The 18,707-nt window shown below is 52.4% G+C and carries 16 protein-coding genes and 1 riboswitch; of the genes, 7 read left to right on the forward strand and 9 right to left on the reverse strand.

All coding sequences use genetic code 11. The annotated features are described in order from the left end of the window. Positions 1 to 8: 8 nt before the first annotated feature. The 7 genes from pstB to ACXLHR_RS13685 all read right to left on the reverse strand — a co-directional run bounded on the left by pstB (position 9) and on the right by ACXLHR_RS13685 (position 9,134). The gene (gene pstB / locus ACXLHR_RS13655) at positions 9 to 806 is read right to left on the reverse strand and encodes a phosphate ABC transporter ATP-binding protein PstB (protein ID WP_458791943.1); all 798 of its coding nucleotides are present in this window, start codon (positions 804 to 806) and stop codon (positions 9 to 11) included. A 17-nt stretch (positions 807 to 823) separates the two neighbouring features. After that, complete coding sequence (pstA, locus tag ACXLHR_RS13660) at positions 824 to 2,116, reverse strand: phosphate ABC transporter permease PstA (protein ID WP_458791944.1); 1,293 nt, start codon at positions 2,114 to 2,116, stop codon at positions 824 to 826. Positions 2,117 to 2,126: 10 nt separating this feature from the next. Next, the gene (pstC, locus tag ACXLHR_RS13665; RefSeq protein ID WP_458791945.1) at positions 2,127 to 3,503 is read right to left on the reverse strand and encodes a phosphate ABC transporter permease subunit PstC; all 1,377 of its coding nucleotides are present in this window, start codon (positions 3,501 to 3,503) and stop codon (positions 2,127 to 2,129) included. 72 nt (positions 3,504 to 3,575) lie between these two features. Further along, entirely contained in the window at positions 3,576 to 4,622 is a 1,047-nt protein-coding gene (locus ACXLHR_RS13670; protein ID WP_458791946.1) for a substrate-binding domain-containing protein, read from the reverse strand. Between the two features lie 206 nt (positions 4,623 to 4,828). Then, the gene (locus ACXLHR_RS13675) at positions 4,829 to 5,419 is read right to left on the reverse strand and encodes a hypothetical protein (protein ID WP_458791947.1); all 591 of its coding nucleotides are present in this window, start codon (positions 5,417 to 5,419) and stop codon (positions 4,829 to 4,831) included. A 691-nt stretch (positions 5,420 to 6,110) separates the two neighbouring features. After that, on the reverse strand, positions 6,111 to 7,625 hold the full coding sequence (locus tag ACXLHR_RS13680; protein WP_458791948.1) for a catalase: 1,515 nt from the start codon (positions 7,623 to 7,625) through the stop codon (positions 6,111 to 6,113). Between the two features lie 606 nt (positions 7,626 to 8,231). Next, positions 8,232 to 9,134: a LysR family transcriptional regulator gene (locus ACXLHR_RS13685; RefSeq protein ID WP_458791949.1), complete on the reverse strand. Its 903-nt coding sequence runs from the start codon at positions 9,132 to 9,134 to the stop codon at positions 8,232 to 8,234. Positions 9,135 to 9,394: 260 nt separating this feature from the next. Here ACXLHR_RS13685 and ACXLHR_RS13690 point away from each other — a divergent pair, with 260 nt between their 5' ends. The 7 genes from ACXLHR_RS13690 to ACXLHR_RS13720 all read left to right on the forward strand — a co-directional run bounded on the left by ACXLHR_RS13690 (position 9,395) and on the right by ACXLHR_RS13720 (position 16,756). Then, positions 9,395 to 10,369, forward strand: a complete 975-nt coding sequence (locus tag ACXLHR_RS13690) for a D-2-hydroxyacid dehydrogenase (RefSeq protein WP_458791950.1) — start codon at positions 9,395 to 9,397, stop codon at positions 10,367 to 10,369. Further along, positions 10,366 to 11,544, forward strand: a complete 1,179-nt coding sequence (locus ACXLHR_RS13695) for a M24 family metallopeptidase (RefSeq protein ID WP_458791951.1) — start codon at positions 10,366 to 10,368, stop codon at positions 11,542 to 11,544. Before ACXLHR_RS13690 ends, ACXLHR_RS13695 begins: the two co-directional genes overlap by 4 nt. A 44-nt stretch (positions 11,545 to 11,588) precedes the next feature. Continuing rightward, positions 11,589 to 12,167, forward strand: a complete 579-nt coding sequence (locus ACXLHR_RS13700; RefSeq protein ID WP_458791952.1) for a YbhB/YbcL family Raf kinase inhibitor-like protein — start codon at positions 11,589 to 11,591, stop codon at positions 12,165 to 12,167. A gap of 143 nt (positions 12,168 to 12,310) precedes the next feature. Beyond that, entirely contained in the window at positions 12,311 to 13,114 is an 804-nt protein-coding gene (locus ACXLHR_RS13705) for a glutathione S-transferase family protein (protein ID WP_458791953.1), read from the forward strand. Between the two features lie 51 nt (positions 13,115 to 13,165). Further along, positions 13,166 to 13,495 carry a hypothetical protein gene (locus tag ACXLHR_RS13710; protein ID WP_458791954.1) on the forward strand — a complete coding sequence of 110 codons (330 nt, stop codon included), beginning with the start codon at positions 13,166 to 13,168 and terminating at the stop codon, positions 13,493 to 13,495. Positions 13,496 to 13,784: 289 nt separating this feature from the next. Continuing rightward, positions 13,785 to 14,741, forward strand: a complete 957-nt coding sequence (locus ACXLHR_RS13715; protein ID WP_458791955.1) for a TAXI family TRAP transporter solute-binding subunit — start codon at positions 13,785 to 13,787, stop codon at positions 14,739 to 14,741. A gap of 89 nt (positions 14,742 to 14,830) precedes the next feature. Next, complete coding sequence (locus ACXLHR_RS13720; protein ID WP_458791956.1) at positions 14,831 to 16,756, forward strand: TRAP transporter permease; 1,926 nt, start codon at positions 14,831 to 14,833, stop codon at positions 16,754 to 16,756. 240 nt (positions 16,757 to 16,996) lie between these two features. On the opposite strand, the gene cobF is transcribed toward ACXLHR_RS13720, so the two are convergent. Beyond that, complete coding sequence (cobF, locus tag ACXLHR_RS13725; protein WP_458791957.1) at positions 16,997 to 17,734, reverse strand: precorrin-6A synthase (deacetylating); 738 nt, start codon at positions 17,732 to 17,734, stop codon at positions 16,997 to 16,999. Between the two features lie 58 nt (positions 17,735 to 17,792). Continuing rightward, complete coding sequence (locus tag ACXLHR_RS13730; protein ID WP_458791958.1) at positions 17,793 to 18,470, reverse strand: energy-coupling factor ABC transporter permease; 678 nt, start codon at positions 18,468 to 18,470, stop codon at positions 17,793 to 17,795. A gap of 56 nt (positions 18,471 to 18,526) precedes the next feature. Continuing rightward, positions 18,527 to 18,707: riboswitch (cobalamin riboswitch) on the reverse strand.

Raw genomic sequence — 18,707 nt, forward strand, 5'->3', positions numbered from 1 at the left:
GTGTTTTCCTATCCGATCCGGCCAGAGATATAGCTTTCGGTGCGGCTATCTTTGGGGTTCGTAAAAATATCATCGGTTGTGCCGTATTCGACCAAATTGCCTAGATGGAAGAAGGCTGTCTTTTGGCTCACGCGGGCTGCTTGTTGCATGGAGTGCGTGACGATTACGACGGTGTAGTTTTCGCGAAGTTGATCGATCAGTTCCTCAACCTGTGACGTGGCAATCGGGTCAAGCGCCGAACATGGCTCATCCATCAGCAATACATCCGGCTCGGTCGCGATAGCGCGAGCAATGCAAAGACGCTGTTGTTGCCCACCAGACAATCCCGTTCCGGGCGCGTGCAAGCGGTCTTTCACTTCGTTCCAGATTGCACCGCGACGCAGCGATTTTTCGACGATATCGTCCATGTCCGCCTTGGTCCGAGCCAAACCATGGATTTTGGGGCCATAAGCGATGTTATCATAGATGGACTTGGGGAACGGATTAGGCTTTTGGAAAACCATGCCGACACGCGCGCGCAATTGCACTGGATCAATGTTGCGATCGTAAATGTCCTCACCATCAATGCGAATGTCACCTTCAACGCGGCAAATATCGATCGTGTCGTTCATCCGGTTAATGCTGCGTAAAAAGGTGGATTTACCACAGCCAGACGGCCCGATAAATGCTGTGACCGTGTGTTCCTTGATCTCGACATTTACGTCTTTGATGGCGTGAGTGTCACCATAATAGACCTGAACGTTTCTAGCGCTGATCTTGGTGGCATTGGTGTCAACATTGTTCTTAATAGCTCTGAGGTCGTCCACGGCCTCTCCTTTCGAGTTTACCATTTGCGTTCAAACTTGCTGCGCAAGTAGATTGCGATTGCGTTCATCATGATGAGGAAAGTCAGTAAAACGAGGATGGCGGCCGATGTTCGGCTGACGAACCCGCGTTCGGGACTATCTGCCCAGATAAAGATTTGTGTTGGAAGAGCAGTTGCACTGTCGAACGGCGACCCCGGCGCGGAAGTGATGAATGCATTCATCCCAATCAGTAAAAGCGGTGCCGTTTCGCCCAAGGCTTGCGCCAGACCGATGATGGTTCCTGTGAGGATACCCGGCATTGCCAGTGGCACAACGTGGCCAAACACCACCTGTTGCTGGGACGCCCCCACACCTAAAGCGGCTTCGCGGATAGATGGTGGAACCGCTTTTAATGCGGCGCGGGTCGCGATGATGATCGTCGGCATGGTCATCAAGGCGAGGGTCAAACCACCAACGAACGGGACCGAACGGGGTAGGCCGAACCACCCGATAAAGACCGAAAGCGCCAAAAGACCGAACACAACAGAAGGGACGGCAGCAAGGTTGTTGATATTCACCTCGATAAAGTCGCTAAGTTTGTTCTTTGGTGCGAATTCTTCGAGGTACACCGCAGCGCCTATACCCAAGGGGAAGGCGATAACGAAACATGTCAGCAGCGCCCAGAAAGATCCCATTAACGCGCCTTTAAGTCCAGCAAGTTCAGGAAAACGGCTGTCTGCGTTGGTGATCAGGCCGGTATTTAGGCGCGAGCCGATCGCGCCGATTTCCAACAATCTGTCAAAGTTTCCGATTTGGATGTCATCCAGGCGGCGCAGTTTTTCTGGCGTGCTGCGATCAAGAAGCTCTTTGTAAAGCTGATCGTAGGGGTCCGACACTGGCATGCGCATCGTAATAGTTTGCCCGATCAATGCGGGGTCTTCGACGATGCGGTCGCGCAGATCGAATTGCGCACCGTTGGAAAGGATGCTGCTGGCCGAGCGAACAGCCGCACGGTTTGAAGCGTCTACGTCCGGTAGGTTTGCAATCAATGCCGCTGCCAGAACATCATCATAATTGCCGAGCGGGAGGCCGTCGGTTGGAACTTGTTCAGGATCAATGAAGATTTCCAAAGTTATGTTGGTCTGCATGAAGGCCTTGTAGCCTGTCGCGATTTGGGACCACAAAAGGATAAAGAGCATCAAGAACGCGATGCTTATCGCGCCGATTCCAAAACCTTGAAGGATGAATTGTTTGCGGCGACGGCGTCCCAAAGATACTTGCACCTTTTCAGTGGTCGTTAGGGCTACGCAGTCAGATGAAATATCGGTCATAAATCGAGCCTCAATCGTATGCTTCGCGATACTTCCGGACAATCCGGAGCGCGAAAATGTTGATAATGAGTGTGACGATGAACAGCATCATCCCCAATGCGAAAGCGGCGAGTGTCTTGGGGTTGTCAAAGGACGTGTCGCCGATAAGCAGCGTGACGATTTGAACGGTGACGGTCGTGACGCTTTCAAGTGGATTGAGGGTGAGGTTCGCCATCAGGCCAGCGGCCATCACCACGATCATCGTTTCACCAATCGCGCGACTAACAGCCAGCAGCACACCACCGACAATGCCGGGGATCGCAGCGGGGAATAGCACGTTCATTACCGTTTCCGCGCGGGTCGCTCCAAGCGCAAGCGCACCGTCGCGAAGCGAACCCGGGACTGCAGAAAGCGCATCATCGGCAAATGAAGAGATGAAAGGAACCAGCATGATCCCCATCACACCACCCGCCGCCAGTGCGGTGTTGGGTGCAACATCAATCCCCCATGCGGCCCCAAGGCTACGGATCGCAGGGGCCACCACAAGGATCGCGAAAAATCCGTACACAACTGTTGGAACACCTGCGAGAACTTCGAGGATCGGTTTGCAAACAGACCGCACGACCTTGGGCGCAAATTCATTTAGGTAGATCGCCGACAGCAAGCCAATTGGGATAGCGATGACGATCGCGATTATAGTGATGACTATTGTGCCAACAATTACAGGAAGCCAGCCAAAGGCGCCTTTCGCTGCGACCTGATCCGCGCGGATCGGAATTTGCGGTTCCCAGCTTGTGCCAAACAAGAACTCGGTCAGCGGAACAAGTTTCAGAAACTTGATAGTTTCAAAGGCCAATGAGGCGACGATGCCAACGGTCGTGAAGACCGCAACAACCGAGCAAAAGATCATTAGGCCTGAAATGATTTTTTCGACACCTTGGCGCGCGCGAAAGTCGGCGGAAACTTTGCTGCGCGCTAACAACATAATCGCGATGCTTAACAACGCTGTCACAAGAACCATGCCAAGTGACGCAGTTTGAAGGAGGCCCGTAAAACGATTAGCGGCTTCGATTTTCCATGGCTCTGGTTCACCAAAAATGCGGCCACCGGCGATAGACTGGATTTCTGCGAGGATCAGGTCAATCTGACCTTTTCCAAGGCCATTAAGCGTTCCATCAGGCAGGCTGGACATGACCAATGTGTTGACCACGGCGCCTTGCAGTATCAGCCACAACAGAATGATAACAAGAACCGGAACTAAAATCAAGAGAAGAGCGAAAAGCCCATGGTAGCCAGACACAGAGTGAAGGCGTTGCCCGCCGTCCCGAATGCCCGTCGCGGCACGCCGGTTAAGAGCGTAAGCAGCCATGCAGGCAATTAAAAGAATAGCGAAGGCCAAAGTCGTCATTAGGAGTACTCGCTGAATAGAGTTGTCCGAGTCGGCACAATCCGACCCGGACTTTGGGAGAGTTGCCTCAGCTTATTTTGCTGGAGCTTCCATCGTGGTGCTGGAAAGAACAGCGTCCTGAAGCTCAACAATACGGGCTTCGGCAAGTGGAACCAGACCACGCTCGGACAGATAACCACCAGCCATCAGCGCATCATCGGACATATACTCTTCGATGAATTCGTTGAGGTTCGGGATAACGCCACGGTGTGCATTCTTGATATAGAAGTACAACGGACGTGATACTGGGTAGGACTTGTCAGCAATTGTGTCGATAGAAGGCTCAACGCCCTCGATCATAACGCCTTTCAGCTTATCCAGGTTTTCATACAAGAAAGAATAACCAAAGATACCCAATGCGTTTGCATCAGCATCAAGCCGCTGGACGATCAAGTTATCGTTTTCGCCAGCTTCAACGAATGGACCATCTGTGCGCATGCGCGAGCAGTTCTCGCCAACCCAGTCACCATCGTAGTCGCCGTTCGCAACAAAATCCAGCTCTTCACAGCCAGCGTGCATTGCAAGTTCAACGAATGCATCGCGTGTACCGGATGTTGGCGGCGGCCCGTATGCGAGAATTGCGGTTGCTGGCAAGTCAGGGTTGATCTCGTTCCACGTTTTGTAAGGGTTATCAGCCCATTTACCGTCGACAGGAACCTGTGCGCCAAGCGCGAGGTAGATTTCACCAAGTGTCAAATCCCAGGCGAAATCGTTATCGCGAGAAATTGCGAGAGACAAACCGTCAAATCCGATCAGAGCTTCTGTGATGTCAGTAACACCATTATCTACGCAAAGCTGGTACTCGGATGCTTTCATTGCGCGCGAAGCGCCTGTGAGGTCGGCGTGAGCTTCACCGATGCCGCCACAAAAAATCTGCATGCCACCGCCAGTACCTGTGGACTCAACGATCGGCGAAGGGGAGCCAGTATTGTTAGCGAACTGTTCGGCAGCTGCTTGGGTGTATGGGAATACTGTGGATGAACCCACGATACGAACTTCGTTACGGCTTTGAGCGAAAGACGCTGTTGTGGAGATGGCAACAACCGCACATGCAGACGCCGTCAGTTTCAAGTAAGACATATTTGCTCCTAGATTTGCAAAGGCCGCCAATGCGACCATGCCTGTTCGATAACGAGCTTCTGTGACGATTATGTTATCGTTTTGTTACAGTTTTGCGACAACGCTATCGATTGATATAAGAGCTTCGCAGTGGAGTTTATTAAATAATAAACATATACGATATCAAACTCTCACAGAGTGGTAACTCAAGACGATAATGCCCGCTATCAATGCTGAGATGGATCGCCTGAGGCAAACCCTGTTGAGGCTCTATTACGTGACGGACCACTCAGCATTGGCACCTCCGGAGGGGGCGTCTCGTTTTTTTGGAACTTCATAAATATGGCTGCCCTAAAAGAGCTGTCCTCAACCTCGTCCGCGCCATGTTTGATCTGCGGAGTGATGTCGCAATCATCGACAACCACGAACTGAAAGCGCGTCTCCATCATAGGTGCGACTTGATCGCCTACGGCACCGATGACGGTTTTAAGCGGCCCATTCTGCCAAGAACATAGCCCAGACAGCCGTCGATGACTTTCCGTTGGAAAACTGGAAGCGGACGAGATGCTAGGCTGGCTCATGAACCTACCCATGTTTCTTGATCCGGGCAGCGTGCGCTTGGTGCGCGCCTGTCGGGATGATACGCGAATGGTCGCGGTCCTTGATCGACGCCAGAGCGGAATCTTAGCCTTGGGCGGCTTCCACAAGATTGCGATGGAAAAGGCGCCAGCGGCTTTGCCGAAGCGATTTTGACCACGCTCAAGGGACCGGAAGCAGAACTCCACCTCGCCCATCACTTTCATGATATCAAACGGCACCGTCGCACGGTCCTGCAATTGAAATGGTGGCAATCAAGTGCGATGACTATCAGCAATGCGGCGTTGTCCGTGCCTTTCCGCGAGACGCTTCCTGCGACGCGATTTAATGGCTGGTGAAACCCGATCGGATCCACAGCACCTGATGCTGATCGAGCAAGACCAAGAATGATTGTGCTACTGGAACGACAATCCTTGCACGTTTGGAGGCATAGCTAAAGCAAAGGGGAAATGTTTGGAGCGGTATTTTCCGAAATGCTGAATAGGGACGGTCTGGGGCAAACGCGTTTGAGTGTAATCCCCGTACGGCCCTGCCTAAATACATTGCCAAGATGTGGATGCCCGCGAACCTCTTGCTTTCTAGGGAGTCCTAGATCCGTCAAAGGTTCATGATGCAAGGATATCGAATTTCAGTGCCTGAAACGAAATGTCCCTTTAAACGTCAAAGTCATCGGCAGTGGGCGTTCGACCTTAGTTGACCAAATAATGATAGCTCCGCCAAGTTTTAGGTCCTGCATGGGTCCTGCGCCATTCCTTCCAGCCACGTTTACCAGCCGGCAGATAACTCTCGCAGCACATTGTCAGCATTACACCGAAAGCGCCTGTTGGCGCCTTCGATGGTGACATTCCAGCGTTCCGCCACATGTTCCGTCTACGGGCTGAAAGGCATCCCGCCCAAAATTAAACTGCGGTGCTATTCAGCCAATTCAGGGTTTGGAGACAATTGTTCTGGCGATTTGGTAGACATACTTAAGGCATTGGCCACACCTTCGCCGTAAGCGCGGTCGCAACGGGTACAGTTGTCGATGTGACGCTGCTTGATGAAATCCGGCGCATCGCCCATATTTCGCCCGGTGTTCTCAAACAAAACCTGCTGTTGCTCCGGTGACATCAACTGAAACAGCTTGCGCGGCTGGCTGTAATAATCGTCGTCGTCCTCCCGGAAATCGAACATCGCGGCATGGCCGTCAATTTTTAGCGGCGGTTCTACATATTCGGGCTGATCGACCCATTGGCCAAAGCTGTTCGGTTGATAGTGTGGCAACCTGCCGTAATTGTCGTCCGCACGACCAAGACCATCGCGATGGTTGCTCATAACCGGACATTTCGCGGCGTTAACAGGCACCTGCTGGTAATTCACGCCTAAGCGGTAACGCTGCGAATCCGGATAGTTTATCAAGCGCGTCTGAAGCATTTTGTCGGGTGAAACACTGATACCGGGGACGAGGTTCGAGGGCGAGAAGGCGGCCTGCTCGACATCGACGTGGTAGTTTTCAGAATTACGGTTCAGCTCGAATTCGCCAACTTCAATCAGCGGGTAATCGCCTTTGTACCAAACCTTGGTCAGGTCGAACGGATGGACACCGTAGGTTTCTGCCTCGGCTTCCGGCATGATTTGGACGAACATCTTCCAGCGCGGAAAATCGCCCCGTTCGATTGCGTCGAACAAATCACGCTGATTGCTTTCGCGATCATCTGCCACGACTGCTGCGGCCTCGGCATCGGTCAGGTTCTCGATACCTTGCAGTGTCCGGAAGTGCATTTTAACCCAAAAACGCTCACCCACGTCGTTCCAGAAACTATACGTGTGGCTGCTGAAGCCGTGCATGTGGCGATAGCTTTTGGGGATACCACGATCAGACATCACCACTGTGACCTGATGCAGGGCCTCGGGCAAAAGAGTCCAGAAATCCCAGTTGTTTGTGGGAGAACGCATGTTGGTGCGTGGATCGCGTTTTACAGCCTTGTTGAGGTCCGGGAATTTCTTAGCATCGCGCAGAAAGAAGACGGGAGTGTTGTTGCCAACCATGTCCCAGTTACCCTCTTCGGTGTAAAATTTAAGCGCAAACCCGCGGATGTCACGCTCGGCATCCGCAGCACCGCGCTCTCCTGCAACAGTACTGAAGCGGGCGAACATCTCGGTCGTCTTCCCTACTTCACCAAATACCTTGGCGCGTGTGTAGCGGGTAATGTCATTGGTCACAGTGAACGTGCCAAACGCGCCCGACCCTTTGGCGTGCATACGCCGCTCTGGAATGACTTCGCGTACGAAATTAGCCAGCTTCTCGTTGAGCCAGATATCCTGCACCAATACAGGGCCACGCTTGCCAGCGGTCATCGAGTTCTGGTTATCTACGACCGGAGCACCGAAGGCAGTTGTCAGGTGTGACACCGGACATTTACCTTTGTTTAAGACATCATCTGACATAGCGGTCCTCTCAACAAATAAACTGAATTTTGAACGTACATTAGACTGAGTATAAGGAAAAATAAAGTCGAGATGGCAGGGGCAATTGTTACGACAAGTCACTTCTCGCAGATTTGCGATGCAAATCGCCTGCCAGGCAGCGCTTGGTGGAAACGTTATTTAAGCCCATTAAGGCCAAGCTAATCTGGCGGCACCGTTGGGAAACACTCCGTCAGGCCGAGGATGCGATACTCCACTACATTAACGGCGTTTAGAACCAACGCCGTCGCCACTCATCGCTCCGAGGCAAAAGCCCCTTGGCTTTCGGGCGGAAGGCCACATAAATGAGGCGAGAGACCAGCCCGTAAGCGGGACAAGACCAGATGGTCGATCTGTTGCACCAAATGTGCTCTGCTATCCAGTCTACGTTCACATTGGTGCGCCACGTCTTGACCCTTCGTCCCGCTCTAAGCTAGGCTGGATGTAAGGTTTAATCACAGTTGTTCATTTTAACCGCCGACCGTTTTTATCACTCAAAAAACCCATGTTAGCATAGCGCACCGTCATCAATCCGGTTCAAATAGATTTAAAACCGCGTAGAGTTTTATTCAATTAAATTGGGCAAAGCTAGTGGCAAACCTTATCGATAACTGTTCTACAAAATAGGTTGGCCAAGTTGTTTGGCATCCGGTCATTGCGCCTCAATATCCCAAATACCCTTGGAGCAAGAGGATGATTGATCTCGATACATTTCATCAAACCCAACTCTAATTCATCGAGGATAAGTTGCTCGGAAAGAAGCGAGACCGCATCGGTCAGTTTTACTATTTTTAGCAAGGTGGCAATTGATGCGGTTTGAATGACCCGTTTCGGAAACGCCCAACCGTTCGTCACATAAAGCGCCTCGATTTGCTTGCGAAACGTGCCGCCAGTTGGTGGTAATGCCCAGATCTCGTTTTGCAATGCATCAAGAGACAGACTGCTTTGCTTGGCAAGCGGGTTATCGCTGCGCATGGCAACAACGGTTTTTGCCTCGAACAACGGTGTGAACGAATGGGTGCCAGCGTTTGCAATTTGAGCATCAGCGCAGATGACAAGGTCAAGCAAGCCGCGGTCAAGTAAATCCAAAAGATCTTCGTCCGTAGCCTCTACAATCTCAAACGCCACGTCCTTGGTTTGATCCAGAATAAGTGAAATTGTTGCCGGAATGATGTTATGCGTCGCAAGCGGCGTGCCCCCGATACGCAACGTGCCCTTGATGCCCAGCGACGCCAACTCGATTTCTCGCACAACGGCTGAAATCGTTTCATCCATTTCCTCTGACCTGCCGGCCAGCAACCGCCCTGCATCTGTCAATGTCGCACCGCTGCGACCACGCACGACAAGCGGCACTGTTAAAATATCTTCCAGTCGCTGGATGCTGAGCGACAACGCCGGTTGAGACATTCCCAACGCCTTTGCTGCACTGACGAACGTTCCATGACGCCCGATTGCGGCAAGATGTCGAAGTTGGCGTGATTCAAGGTTCATTGGTTCTACTTATGGATATGCGCGATATTGGTATTGGCACAAATACTAGCCTTCATGTCAAGTTTGAACCACGGGGCCACGATCAGACGTTTTCTCCAGCTTTGCAGGATCTCTGTAAGAGGCGTTTCTGCGCCAAACTAAAATACGTTATACTGGGAGCATACCGTGAACTTTAGCACATATTGTACGCGCCAAGCTATTACTCCGACCGATGACAAGTCCGCAAACTATCCGTTTGCGGGCAGATCGGTCAAATTAGCATGAGCGCTTCTTTTGATAAAACTGTTCTTATCCGAGATGTGGATGCAGACTGGTATGTTGGGCAGCTGAAAGAGCTTTGTCCCCAATACACCTATATATCAGCCGTCGACAACGAGACCGCCCTTATACACGCCGAAAAGGCAGATATAATCATTGGGCTTGCGCCTTATCTGGACCAGAGTTTAATTGCCGCCGCAACACGCTTGAAATGGGTGCAGGCCCTTACTGCCGGTGTCGATAATTTGCTCGCTATGCCTGCGCTACACGCGGATGTGACACTTTCGAATTGCAACGGTTTTCACGGCCCGCAAATGTCAGAGCTGGTTTTCCTGATGATGTTAAGCCTGAACCGTGATGCACCGCGCATGAACCGCAACCAAGACCAGAAAACTTGGGAGCGCTGGCCGCAGCGTTTGTTATTTCATAAGACCATAACCATTGTTGGCGTAGGGGCTATCGCCGAGAGCTTGGCCAAACGCTGCAAGGCTTTCGATATGACGGTGATTGGTGTTTCTGATGGCCGCGGCGCAGCACCGAATTTCGATAAGATGGTCAAGCGGAGCGCACTTTCATCCGCCGCAGCAGAATGTGACTTTCTCGTTGTGCTGACACCGTATGACGCAAGCACGCACCACATCATCGACGCCGATGTTTTTGCGGCAATGCCTGCACACGCACACTTAGTTAACCTCTCGCGTGGAGGATGTGTGGATGAGGCCGCGTTGCTGACTGCACTGCACAATGGCGATATCGCTGGCGCAGGTTTGGACGTCTTTGCCAAAGAGCCACTCCCTGTAGACGATCCACTCTGGTCCGCACCAAATATACTTATCACACCACACATTGGTGGCATGGCTGACATCTACAAACAACAAGCCTTGCCATTAGTGGTGCGCAATTTGGACACCTTTGCTGCTAGCGGACCTTCGGCCCTAAGTGGTCTCGTAAAACGTAACCGAAAGAATATATTATGACCACGATTTCCCCTGTCTCGGACAATGAAATGGCGCGGCGTTGGGCTTTGGCTCGGCAGGTAATGAAAGAGACTGGCGTCGATGCGATCATCATGCACGCACGCGAGGATTGGATGGGCGGTTATGTCCGCTGGTTCACCGATGTTCCCGCGCTGAACGGTTATCCAAAGACGGTCATTTTTTATGCTGATGCACCTATGGTCGTTGTCGAAATGGGAGCGTTTGGCGCTCTGAGGGAACTTGGTGGCACCAACCAGGATATGCGCGGTGTTGACAAGGTATTTGGCACGCCATCCTTTGTATCGATTTTGCAGACCCTTGAATATGATGCCGAATTGGCAGTCAAAGATCTGCTAAAGCACGGCGTCAAATCGATTGGCCTGCTTGCAGGGGCCGCCATGCCGCATTCCTTGATCAAGATGCTTGGAGAACGCCTGCCGCAGTCCGGACTCAAAGATATCACTGATGAAATGGACAGGGTGAAAGCGATCAAAAGCGCGGAGGAGATCAAGCTGATCCAAGCGACCGCATCGCTGCAAGACCAAATTTTTGCCGAGGTATGTGACTATATTCGCCCCGGCTTGAATGATCGCGATGTGATGGCCCACGCCGAAGCTGTTGGCCGCCGCCTTGGAAGCGACCAAGGTATTTTCCTAGGATGCTCGGCCGAATTGGGCACACCTTCGCGCTTTGCGGGCCGGCATTTTCAAAATCGCGAACTGGCACAGGGCGACCATCTGTCAATGCTGATTGAAATCAACGGTCCGAGCGGCCACTATCTGGAAATTGCCCGAACAATGGTGTTGGGCGCGGCAGATGACCATCTGTTACAGGCCTTTCAAAATGTGCTGGCGGCCCAAAACTACTCCCTCTCATTGATGCAGCCCGACGCAAAACCTGCCGATATTTTTGCCAAGCACAACATCTGGATGGCCGAAAAAGGCTTACCCGAAGAGACCCGTCTGTACGCGCACGGGCAAGGGTGCGAGATGGTTGAACGGCCGCTGATCCGGCAGGATGAAACGATGCCATTGGCCGAAGGTATGCTTCTGGCAGTGCATCCCGGTTATGACGACGGCCGCGTCTTTGCCGTGATCTGCGATAACTATATGATTGAAGCGGACGGGCCGGGTGCTTGCCTGCATAAAACCGAAAAGAAGATTTTTGAACTTTGAAAAACCGGCGCTGCTTGCGTCAATCTAAACGGGAAAACTAAATCATGATCAAATCGTCATTAAAAAAAATAGTGGCTGTGACGACGGTTGCTGCTTGCGGATTGATACCTACAGCAACGCTAGCTCAAGACGCCTTCACGCTAACTTCGCCAGCCTTTGCCAATAATGATATTCTGGATAGAAAATACGCGGCAAAAGGTGGCCCGCGTAATTGTGATGGCGAAAATATTTCACCTCCTCTCGAATGGTCAAACGCACCCGAAAATACCCAATCCTTTGCAGTGGTTATGCATGATGCCGTTGGCAACTACGGTTTAGGTGTCACGCACTGGGTTGGATACGGTATTTCTGGCACGACAACATCATTGGCCGAAGGTGCATTTAGCAGCGAACCCGTCGACGGCAATTACATCGGGGGTACAAACCGTATTAATACACCTACTTACTTTGGCCCCTGCCCTGACGTCGGCGATGTTCCTCATAACTACGAGTTTGTGCTGATTGCAACAGATCTTGCACCAGACGCCTTGGACGCGGGCATGACCCGCGAGGAGTTATTCAATGCAATCACCGACCACGGCCTCAAGGCCACTAGTCTGTTAGGGCGCTATGCACGCGACTAAGACTCCCGAACGGTGGCAGGAACGCGCCCCTTTTTGGTCAAAACCCGCACGGCATTTGAAAATTGTAGACATGCCATTCGCCCTGCGACAAGAATACCCCGACCGCTCATGACCCATAACCTCAGACCGCACTGGATGCCTTTATGCTGAAACTATACCACACGCCCACTAGTGTTTGTTCAATCAAAGTCCGCCTGGGCTTGGCCGAAATTGGCTTGGACTATGAAAGCAAGATAGTCGATTTCTCATCATCCGAGCAGCATGGCGAAACCTATCTGAAACTCAACCCCGATGGCGTGGTGCCGACACTTATTGATGATGGTTTTGTCGTTACCGAATCCAGCTTGATCCTTGAATATCTGGATACATATTACAACGACTGCAAATTGATCCCAAAGGATCGCAAGCTTGCTACTACCGCGCGTCACTGGCTGTTGCGTACATTAGCAATTCATTCTGCAATCAACACGATCACCTTTAGCACCGCTGCGCGCGATCAGATTCTGGCAAGCAAAACGCCAGACGAAATTGCCTCGTCGATTTCAAAGATGCCGGATCCGATTGCCCGGTTGAAGCGTATTGATTTACTGGCGCACGGGCTGAATTCTACATATGTGACACAGGCATTCGGGCAGTTGCAGCGGGCTCTTAAAGATATGCAAACTGCCTTGACGGAACAAGAATGGATCACGTCGGCAGAGTTTGGCATTTCAGATATTGCGCTGCTTTCTTACATTGACCGCCTTGATCGGCTCGGCTTCTCTGGCCTGTTGGACAGCGAAGGGTCACAAGTTACCGGATGGCTTGAGCGTATGAAAGCGCGCCCGAGTTATGAGATCGCCATAGCCCAACATATCCCTTCGGCAGTCGCAGATAAAACACGTCAGGCTGGCGAGACACACTGGTCAGAAGTGAAGCGGATTTGGAACCTGGGCCTCAGTACATAAGCTCGGCAGCGAGGGACTAAATTCTGGCGAAAATATGCGGGAGGATACTGAATGATCGTTGAGTTGGTACTTATCAAAAATCGCGAAGGGATCACCCTCGAGCAAGAGTATTCAGACGCGCAGAAAGGCGCACAGGCATGGCTTGCCAATTCCGACCTGATCGCAAAGCACTTTATCCGTAACGGCGAATTTGGCGGCGCAGTTTATTTTTGGCCGTCAAAAGAGGCGGCGCAACGCGCGCATGATGACAAATGGCGAGAGGGCGTTTTGGCACGGACAGGCGGCAATCCGCCAGAGATTTCATATTTCGATCTGATGATGTCATGCGAACCGCAAACCCAAACTGTCACAGAATACGGCCCATTTGCATCCACTGACTAAAGCTGTGCTGCGTCAGGGAATTTTCCTGACGCAGCACAGCTTGCTCGACCGAGACCTCTGAAATGACGGGCGTTTTACCTCACCGGCTTGCTGGCAAAAAATTCGTGACAAACGTAGTATAAATTCCATTAGCTCTACTTATGGATAACCGCTATATTGTGATTGGCGCAAATGGCAAACTTCATGTCAAGTTTCGTATGTCAGATCCTCATCAAACATGGGGCGGGCGATCAGCACACAAAATGCTGTTCGCACAAATCTGCAAAACCTTTGGGAGGAGACAATGACAATGAATAAACTATATGCTGGTATGCTCGCGGCAACTCTCGCAACAGCGGCTGTATCAGCGGCTAATGCGCAAACCGTTACAATTGTGACCACTGCAGCTGGTGGGTTCACTAACTCGACAGGGGCCGCCATCGGCAAAGTTCTTGGTGATGCTGGCGGCGTTCGCGCCGTGATAACGCCGCAGCAATCGTCGGGTCTAACTGATATCAATGCAGGCATCGCCGACTTTGGGATTACCACGATTCCCGATGTTATCTTTGCCGTCGCAGGCACCAACGACTACGCAGAAAATGGCCCCCAGTCCGACCTTCGGATCGTGGCCCGCATGACTGCGCTTCGGGGGGCAATTTTTGTGCGCGCCGACTCGCCCATCACAACCTACGCCGAAATCAAAGGAAACCGTATGCCCTGTGAATATGCAGCGCAGGTTTCTGGAAATCCCATGCTCGAAGTGGTGCGCGCCGTTGGTGGATTTGAGACAACAGACATCGAATGTGTGCCAACGCAAAACATTCCCGGTTCTGCCGATCTACTCTCCTCTGGTCAGTCCGATGCCTTTTATTTCGCGGTCGGCGCGGGTAAAGTGAAAGAAGTTGCAGCAAGTGTTGGCGGTCTGCGTGCATTGCCGTTCCCGACGGATGAAGAATCCCTCAAAAAAGCCCAAGAGATCGTCCCTGAGATCTATGGTATGGGTGTCGAAGCCAATCCCGCATTGGATGGTTTTGCCGAAGCGACTGATGTTCTTGTCAACGATCTGGTTTTGTTTGCGAACGTCAATGTCCCTGACGAAGTTGTACAGGAAATCACGGCAACGATCTATGCGAACAAAGCAGCGCTTCTAGAGGTATTCCCTGGCTTGGACCTGTTCGATCCTGACCAAATGGCGAAACCATATGCCAGCGTAAGCTACCACCCTGGCGCAGAAGCGTTTTACCGTGAACAGAACATCTGGCCCTGATATCAGAGCCTAGGACATTAAGACGCCTTTAATAACTTAAGTAAGCGTCGGAATTTCGGTTCCGACGCCTTTATCTGCTGGAGAATTTCGTGACAAAACTGACGAATGCCATGGCTGCGATGATGACGTTGATCGCATTGATCTGGGCCGCTGACATCCTTCGATTGGTGGGGATCGCAGTCTACACAGAACAGTATATCTCGTTGCTATTGGCATTTGCCTTTCCGCTAATCTTCTTGCTGATGCCCGCGCGCAAGGCAAAGAACGGAGAAGCCAGCGATGAACACGAGTTCAGTCAGGCCGAACGCCGCGTTCCATGGTTTGACATATTGGCGGCCGTTCTGGGCTGCGCGTTGTCTTTATACGTCATGGTTCGCTTTCCAGACCTTTCGCAACTGACCGCAAAGCGCCCGTTAGACGGATTAATTCCGGCAATTATCATGCTTGCTATGTTGCTAGAGGGCGTCAGGCGGACATCAGGCATGATCATCACTCTAGTCGTCCTCGGCGCATTGGTGCTCGCATTTGTTGGTCATCTCCTGCCCACCGAAATTTCAGGACGCCGTATCCTGCCTGACCACTTCATCTATTTTCTGCTGTGGGATTCCACGGCAATCCTTGGCTCTGTTCTGACGATCGTTACAACAATTGTCGTAGCATTTGTGTTCTTTGGCACCGTTCTTTTTAAAACAGGGGGTGCGGATTTCTTTACTGATGCTTCAGCGAGTTTGATGGGCAAGTATCGAGGAGGGCAGGCAAAGATCAGCATTTTGGGGTCTTCACTCTTTGGATCGATCTCAGGTTCAGTAGTCGCAAATGTCGTAACCACAGGTGTTGTGACGATCCCGATGATGAAGAAAGCAGGATTTAGACCACAGCTCGCAGGGGCAATCGAGGCGGTAGCTTCGACCGGTGGTCAGTTATTGCCGCCGGTGATGGGGGTTACCGCGTTTCTGATGGCCGAGTTCTTGCAGGTGGAGTATTCAGCTGTAGCGCTGGCGGCTCTTGTTCCGGCACTTCTATTCTATATGGCATTGTTCATCCAAGCCGATCTAGAGGCAGCGCGCGCTAACATGCGGGGCCTTGACCCTAGCGAAATCCCGGACGGACGGCAGCTTTTAAAAGCCGGATGGTATTTTCCGGTTCCCTTTATCGTACTGATCATAGCGTTGTTTGTTCTAAAATACCGCCCGGAAACAGCCGCTTTGCTCGCATCCTGTTCAGTTGTCATCACTGCGACAATCTTCGGTTTTCGTGGCAAGCGCCCAAACCTTGCGGATTGGTTTTTCATCTTTCGCGATACAGGCCTTAAGGTGCTGGATATCTTTATGGTCGCGGCGGCGGCAGGGGTTGTTATCGCCACTCTCAACTACACAGGTCTGGGTTTCGGCCTTACACTTGCGATGGTCCAGCTATCAGGCGGCAGCCTCATTGCATTGCTCATGATTTCAGCAGTTGCATGCATCATTCTGGGGATGGGTATGCCGACAACAGGCGTCTACATTCTACTGGCAACGCTTATCGCACCAGCTCTCATTCAAATGGGCATACAGCCGATGGCTGCCCATTTGTTCATCCTGTATTTCGGCTGTTTGTCGATGATCACACCACCCGTGGCGATTGGTGCCTTTGCGGCGGCCAGCATCGCGCGTGCAGACCCGCTTGCGACAGGTTTTGAGGCGGTACGTTTTGGTTGGGCCGTTTTCATCATACCGTTTCTGTTCGTATTATCACCAAGCCTGCTACTGCAAGGCCCAATCTGGCTCATTGCTGTTGATGTCTCGATGGCCGTTGTGGGCGTAACTCTGGGTGCTGCGGGCGTGATAGGATACGGCCTAAGCCGGCTTGGGCCGATTGCGCGCACCTTCTATATCATCGCCGCCTCATGTTTAATGATGCCCCTGCAAGGCGTGGAACTGGGCAGGCTCGTGAATGTCGTAGGTGCATTTTTGGCAATCGCGCTAATCGCGTGGGCTGTCGTTGGCCCCAAAATGGGAAAACATTCCGCTACATGATCCGGCGTTGCTACTGCCTTTAAGTGCAAAAGCCCCCGCTTTTGATCAATTGGTATTGTTTACTCACTGTTAAAAAACTGGACCTATTACGCTTTAGTATAATGACATCATCTATGCTGTCGTTAAATTATCCTAGACTACGCTAGCGTTCTTAGGTCAGGACGCCTAACTCTTCTCGCGTCTGCGCTAGCACTGCGGGTAAAATCACCGCAACTACTTTGTGCGCAAAAGGCACATGCGTCACTTCTTGCGGAGCAGGTAGGTATCCATAATCCATCCATGTTCAGCACGTGCGGCTCTTCGTATATCAACGATACGATCCGCAGCATCCGCCAATGGCCCGCTATACAATACCTGCTCGGCCATCCCCAGAAAGGCCCCCCACCAGATATCAATACCTGTGGCGTCCAGATTTCGGAAACTGCATTCACTGTCGAGCATGACTATGACCGTCTCAGCGTCCTTCGGCCAACCATGATCGCGCAGGCGCCGCCCGGTGGTAATCTGCACAGGGCCATTTACCGTGTTTAGCGGGATAGCATGGGCCGCCGTCAGGGCCTGAATTGCGGTAATCCCCGGCACCACCCGGATTTGAGGCGGCGAAGGCAGGCGCGCGGCAATACGCATGGTACTGTCATAGAGCGATGGATCGCCCCAGACCATCAGCGCGACGGGGCCATCTGAGCCAGCACTGCCCATAGCCGTCTGCCAGCGCTCCGCAATCTGGTCATGCCATGCCGAAACCCGCGCGATATAGGGCAGGTCCGGATCACGCAGCGGGTACTCAAATGGAACGATCCGTGCCGCCGAGCCACTCGCGGTAAGGATGCGGCGGCGCAATTCTGCGAGATCATCTTTGCCCGCGCCTTTTTCCGGAACAAGGATAGTCGCCGCATCGCACAGCGCCCGCATCCCCTCGCCAGTCACATGGCCGAGGCTACCAGTGCCGATTCCGATAAGCCAAAGATCTCGGATCATAGTGTCATTCCATAAAAAAACCGGGCCCGTTACCGGACCCGGAGATAAAAACCTGAAATCAGGACGCGTTATATAGGCGATGCGTGAACATTTCCCGCATACCGCCGCCGCGTAGTGCCTTGGCGCCTGCCAGAACGGCCAGATCAGCAATTGGCTCGATCAGGACAACCAGCATATAGGCCGCGCCAAAAGTCCAGACGGCGTTCAGATTATCCGCGCCGAAACCCTGGCCGTAGAATGCCCAGAATGCGACCCACGCGACAACACCGCCTTGATACGCGACCGACAACTTGAGCACGTCCGCATAGGCCAGATCAACATAAGCACGATCCTGCGGAATGATGCGATGCGTCAGCGAATAAATGGCGAAAAGTGGCACTAGTAAAGTTGTGACATTGACGAAATACATCGGCATGTCGGACGGCGCAAAGAACATGCCCTGCACCAGCAAGCCCAGCGCCAGCCCTATTGCCGATGGCGCAGCGCCGAGCAGCAGGAACAAAGTCGTGCCAAGGATGAAATGCACTTCGGACACGCCGACGGCAAAATGCGGCAGCACTTCAAAGAATACAAAAACGCCGACCGTAGCCAGCAAAGTTCGGATGGCAAAAGATGCAATGTTGTGTCCAGCCAGATCATCAACGACCAGTTTGACAGAGTAGGCAGCAGCGGCTGCGGCGGTGCCATAGGCAAATACCATTTTGGCGCCGTCAACGACGCCCGGTTCGATATGCATGAGAAAGTCCCTTGTTATGCCGCCCCTCCGGCGACGTTGGATAAGATAAAGGCAAGCGGGCCTTCGGTTTCACGGCAGGTCTCCTGACTTGCGGGTCGATACGCGCGGGCCCTTCCCAGCCTTTCGGCCAGTGGTGTCGCCTTTGCACTCACCGCTTACAGTTGCGGGGGCAGTCCGGGTCTTTAACCCGATTCCCTTTGAAGCCACAGGTGTGGCACCGTAATTTAACGCTACGAC

It is taken from the genome of Yoonia sp. MH D7, from assembly GCF_054439475.1.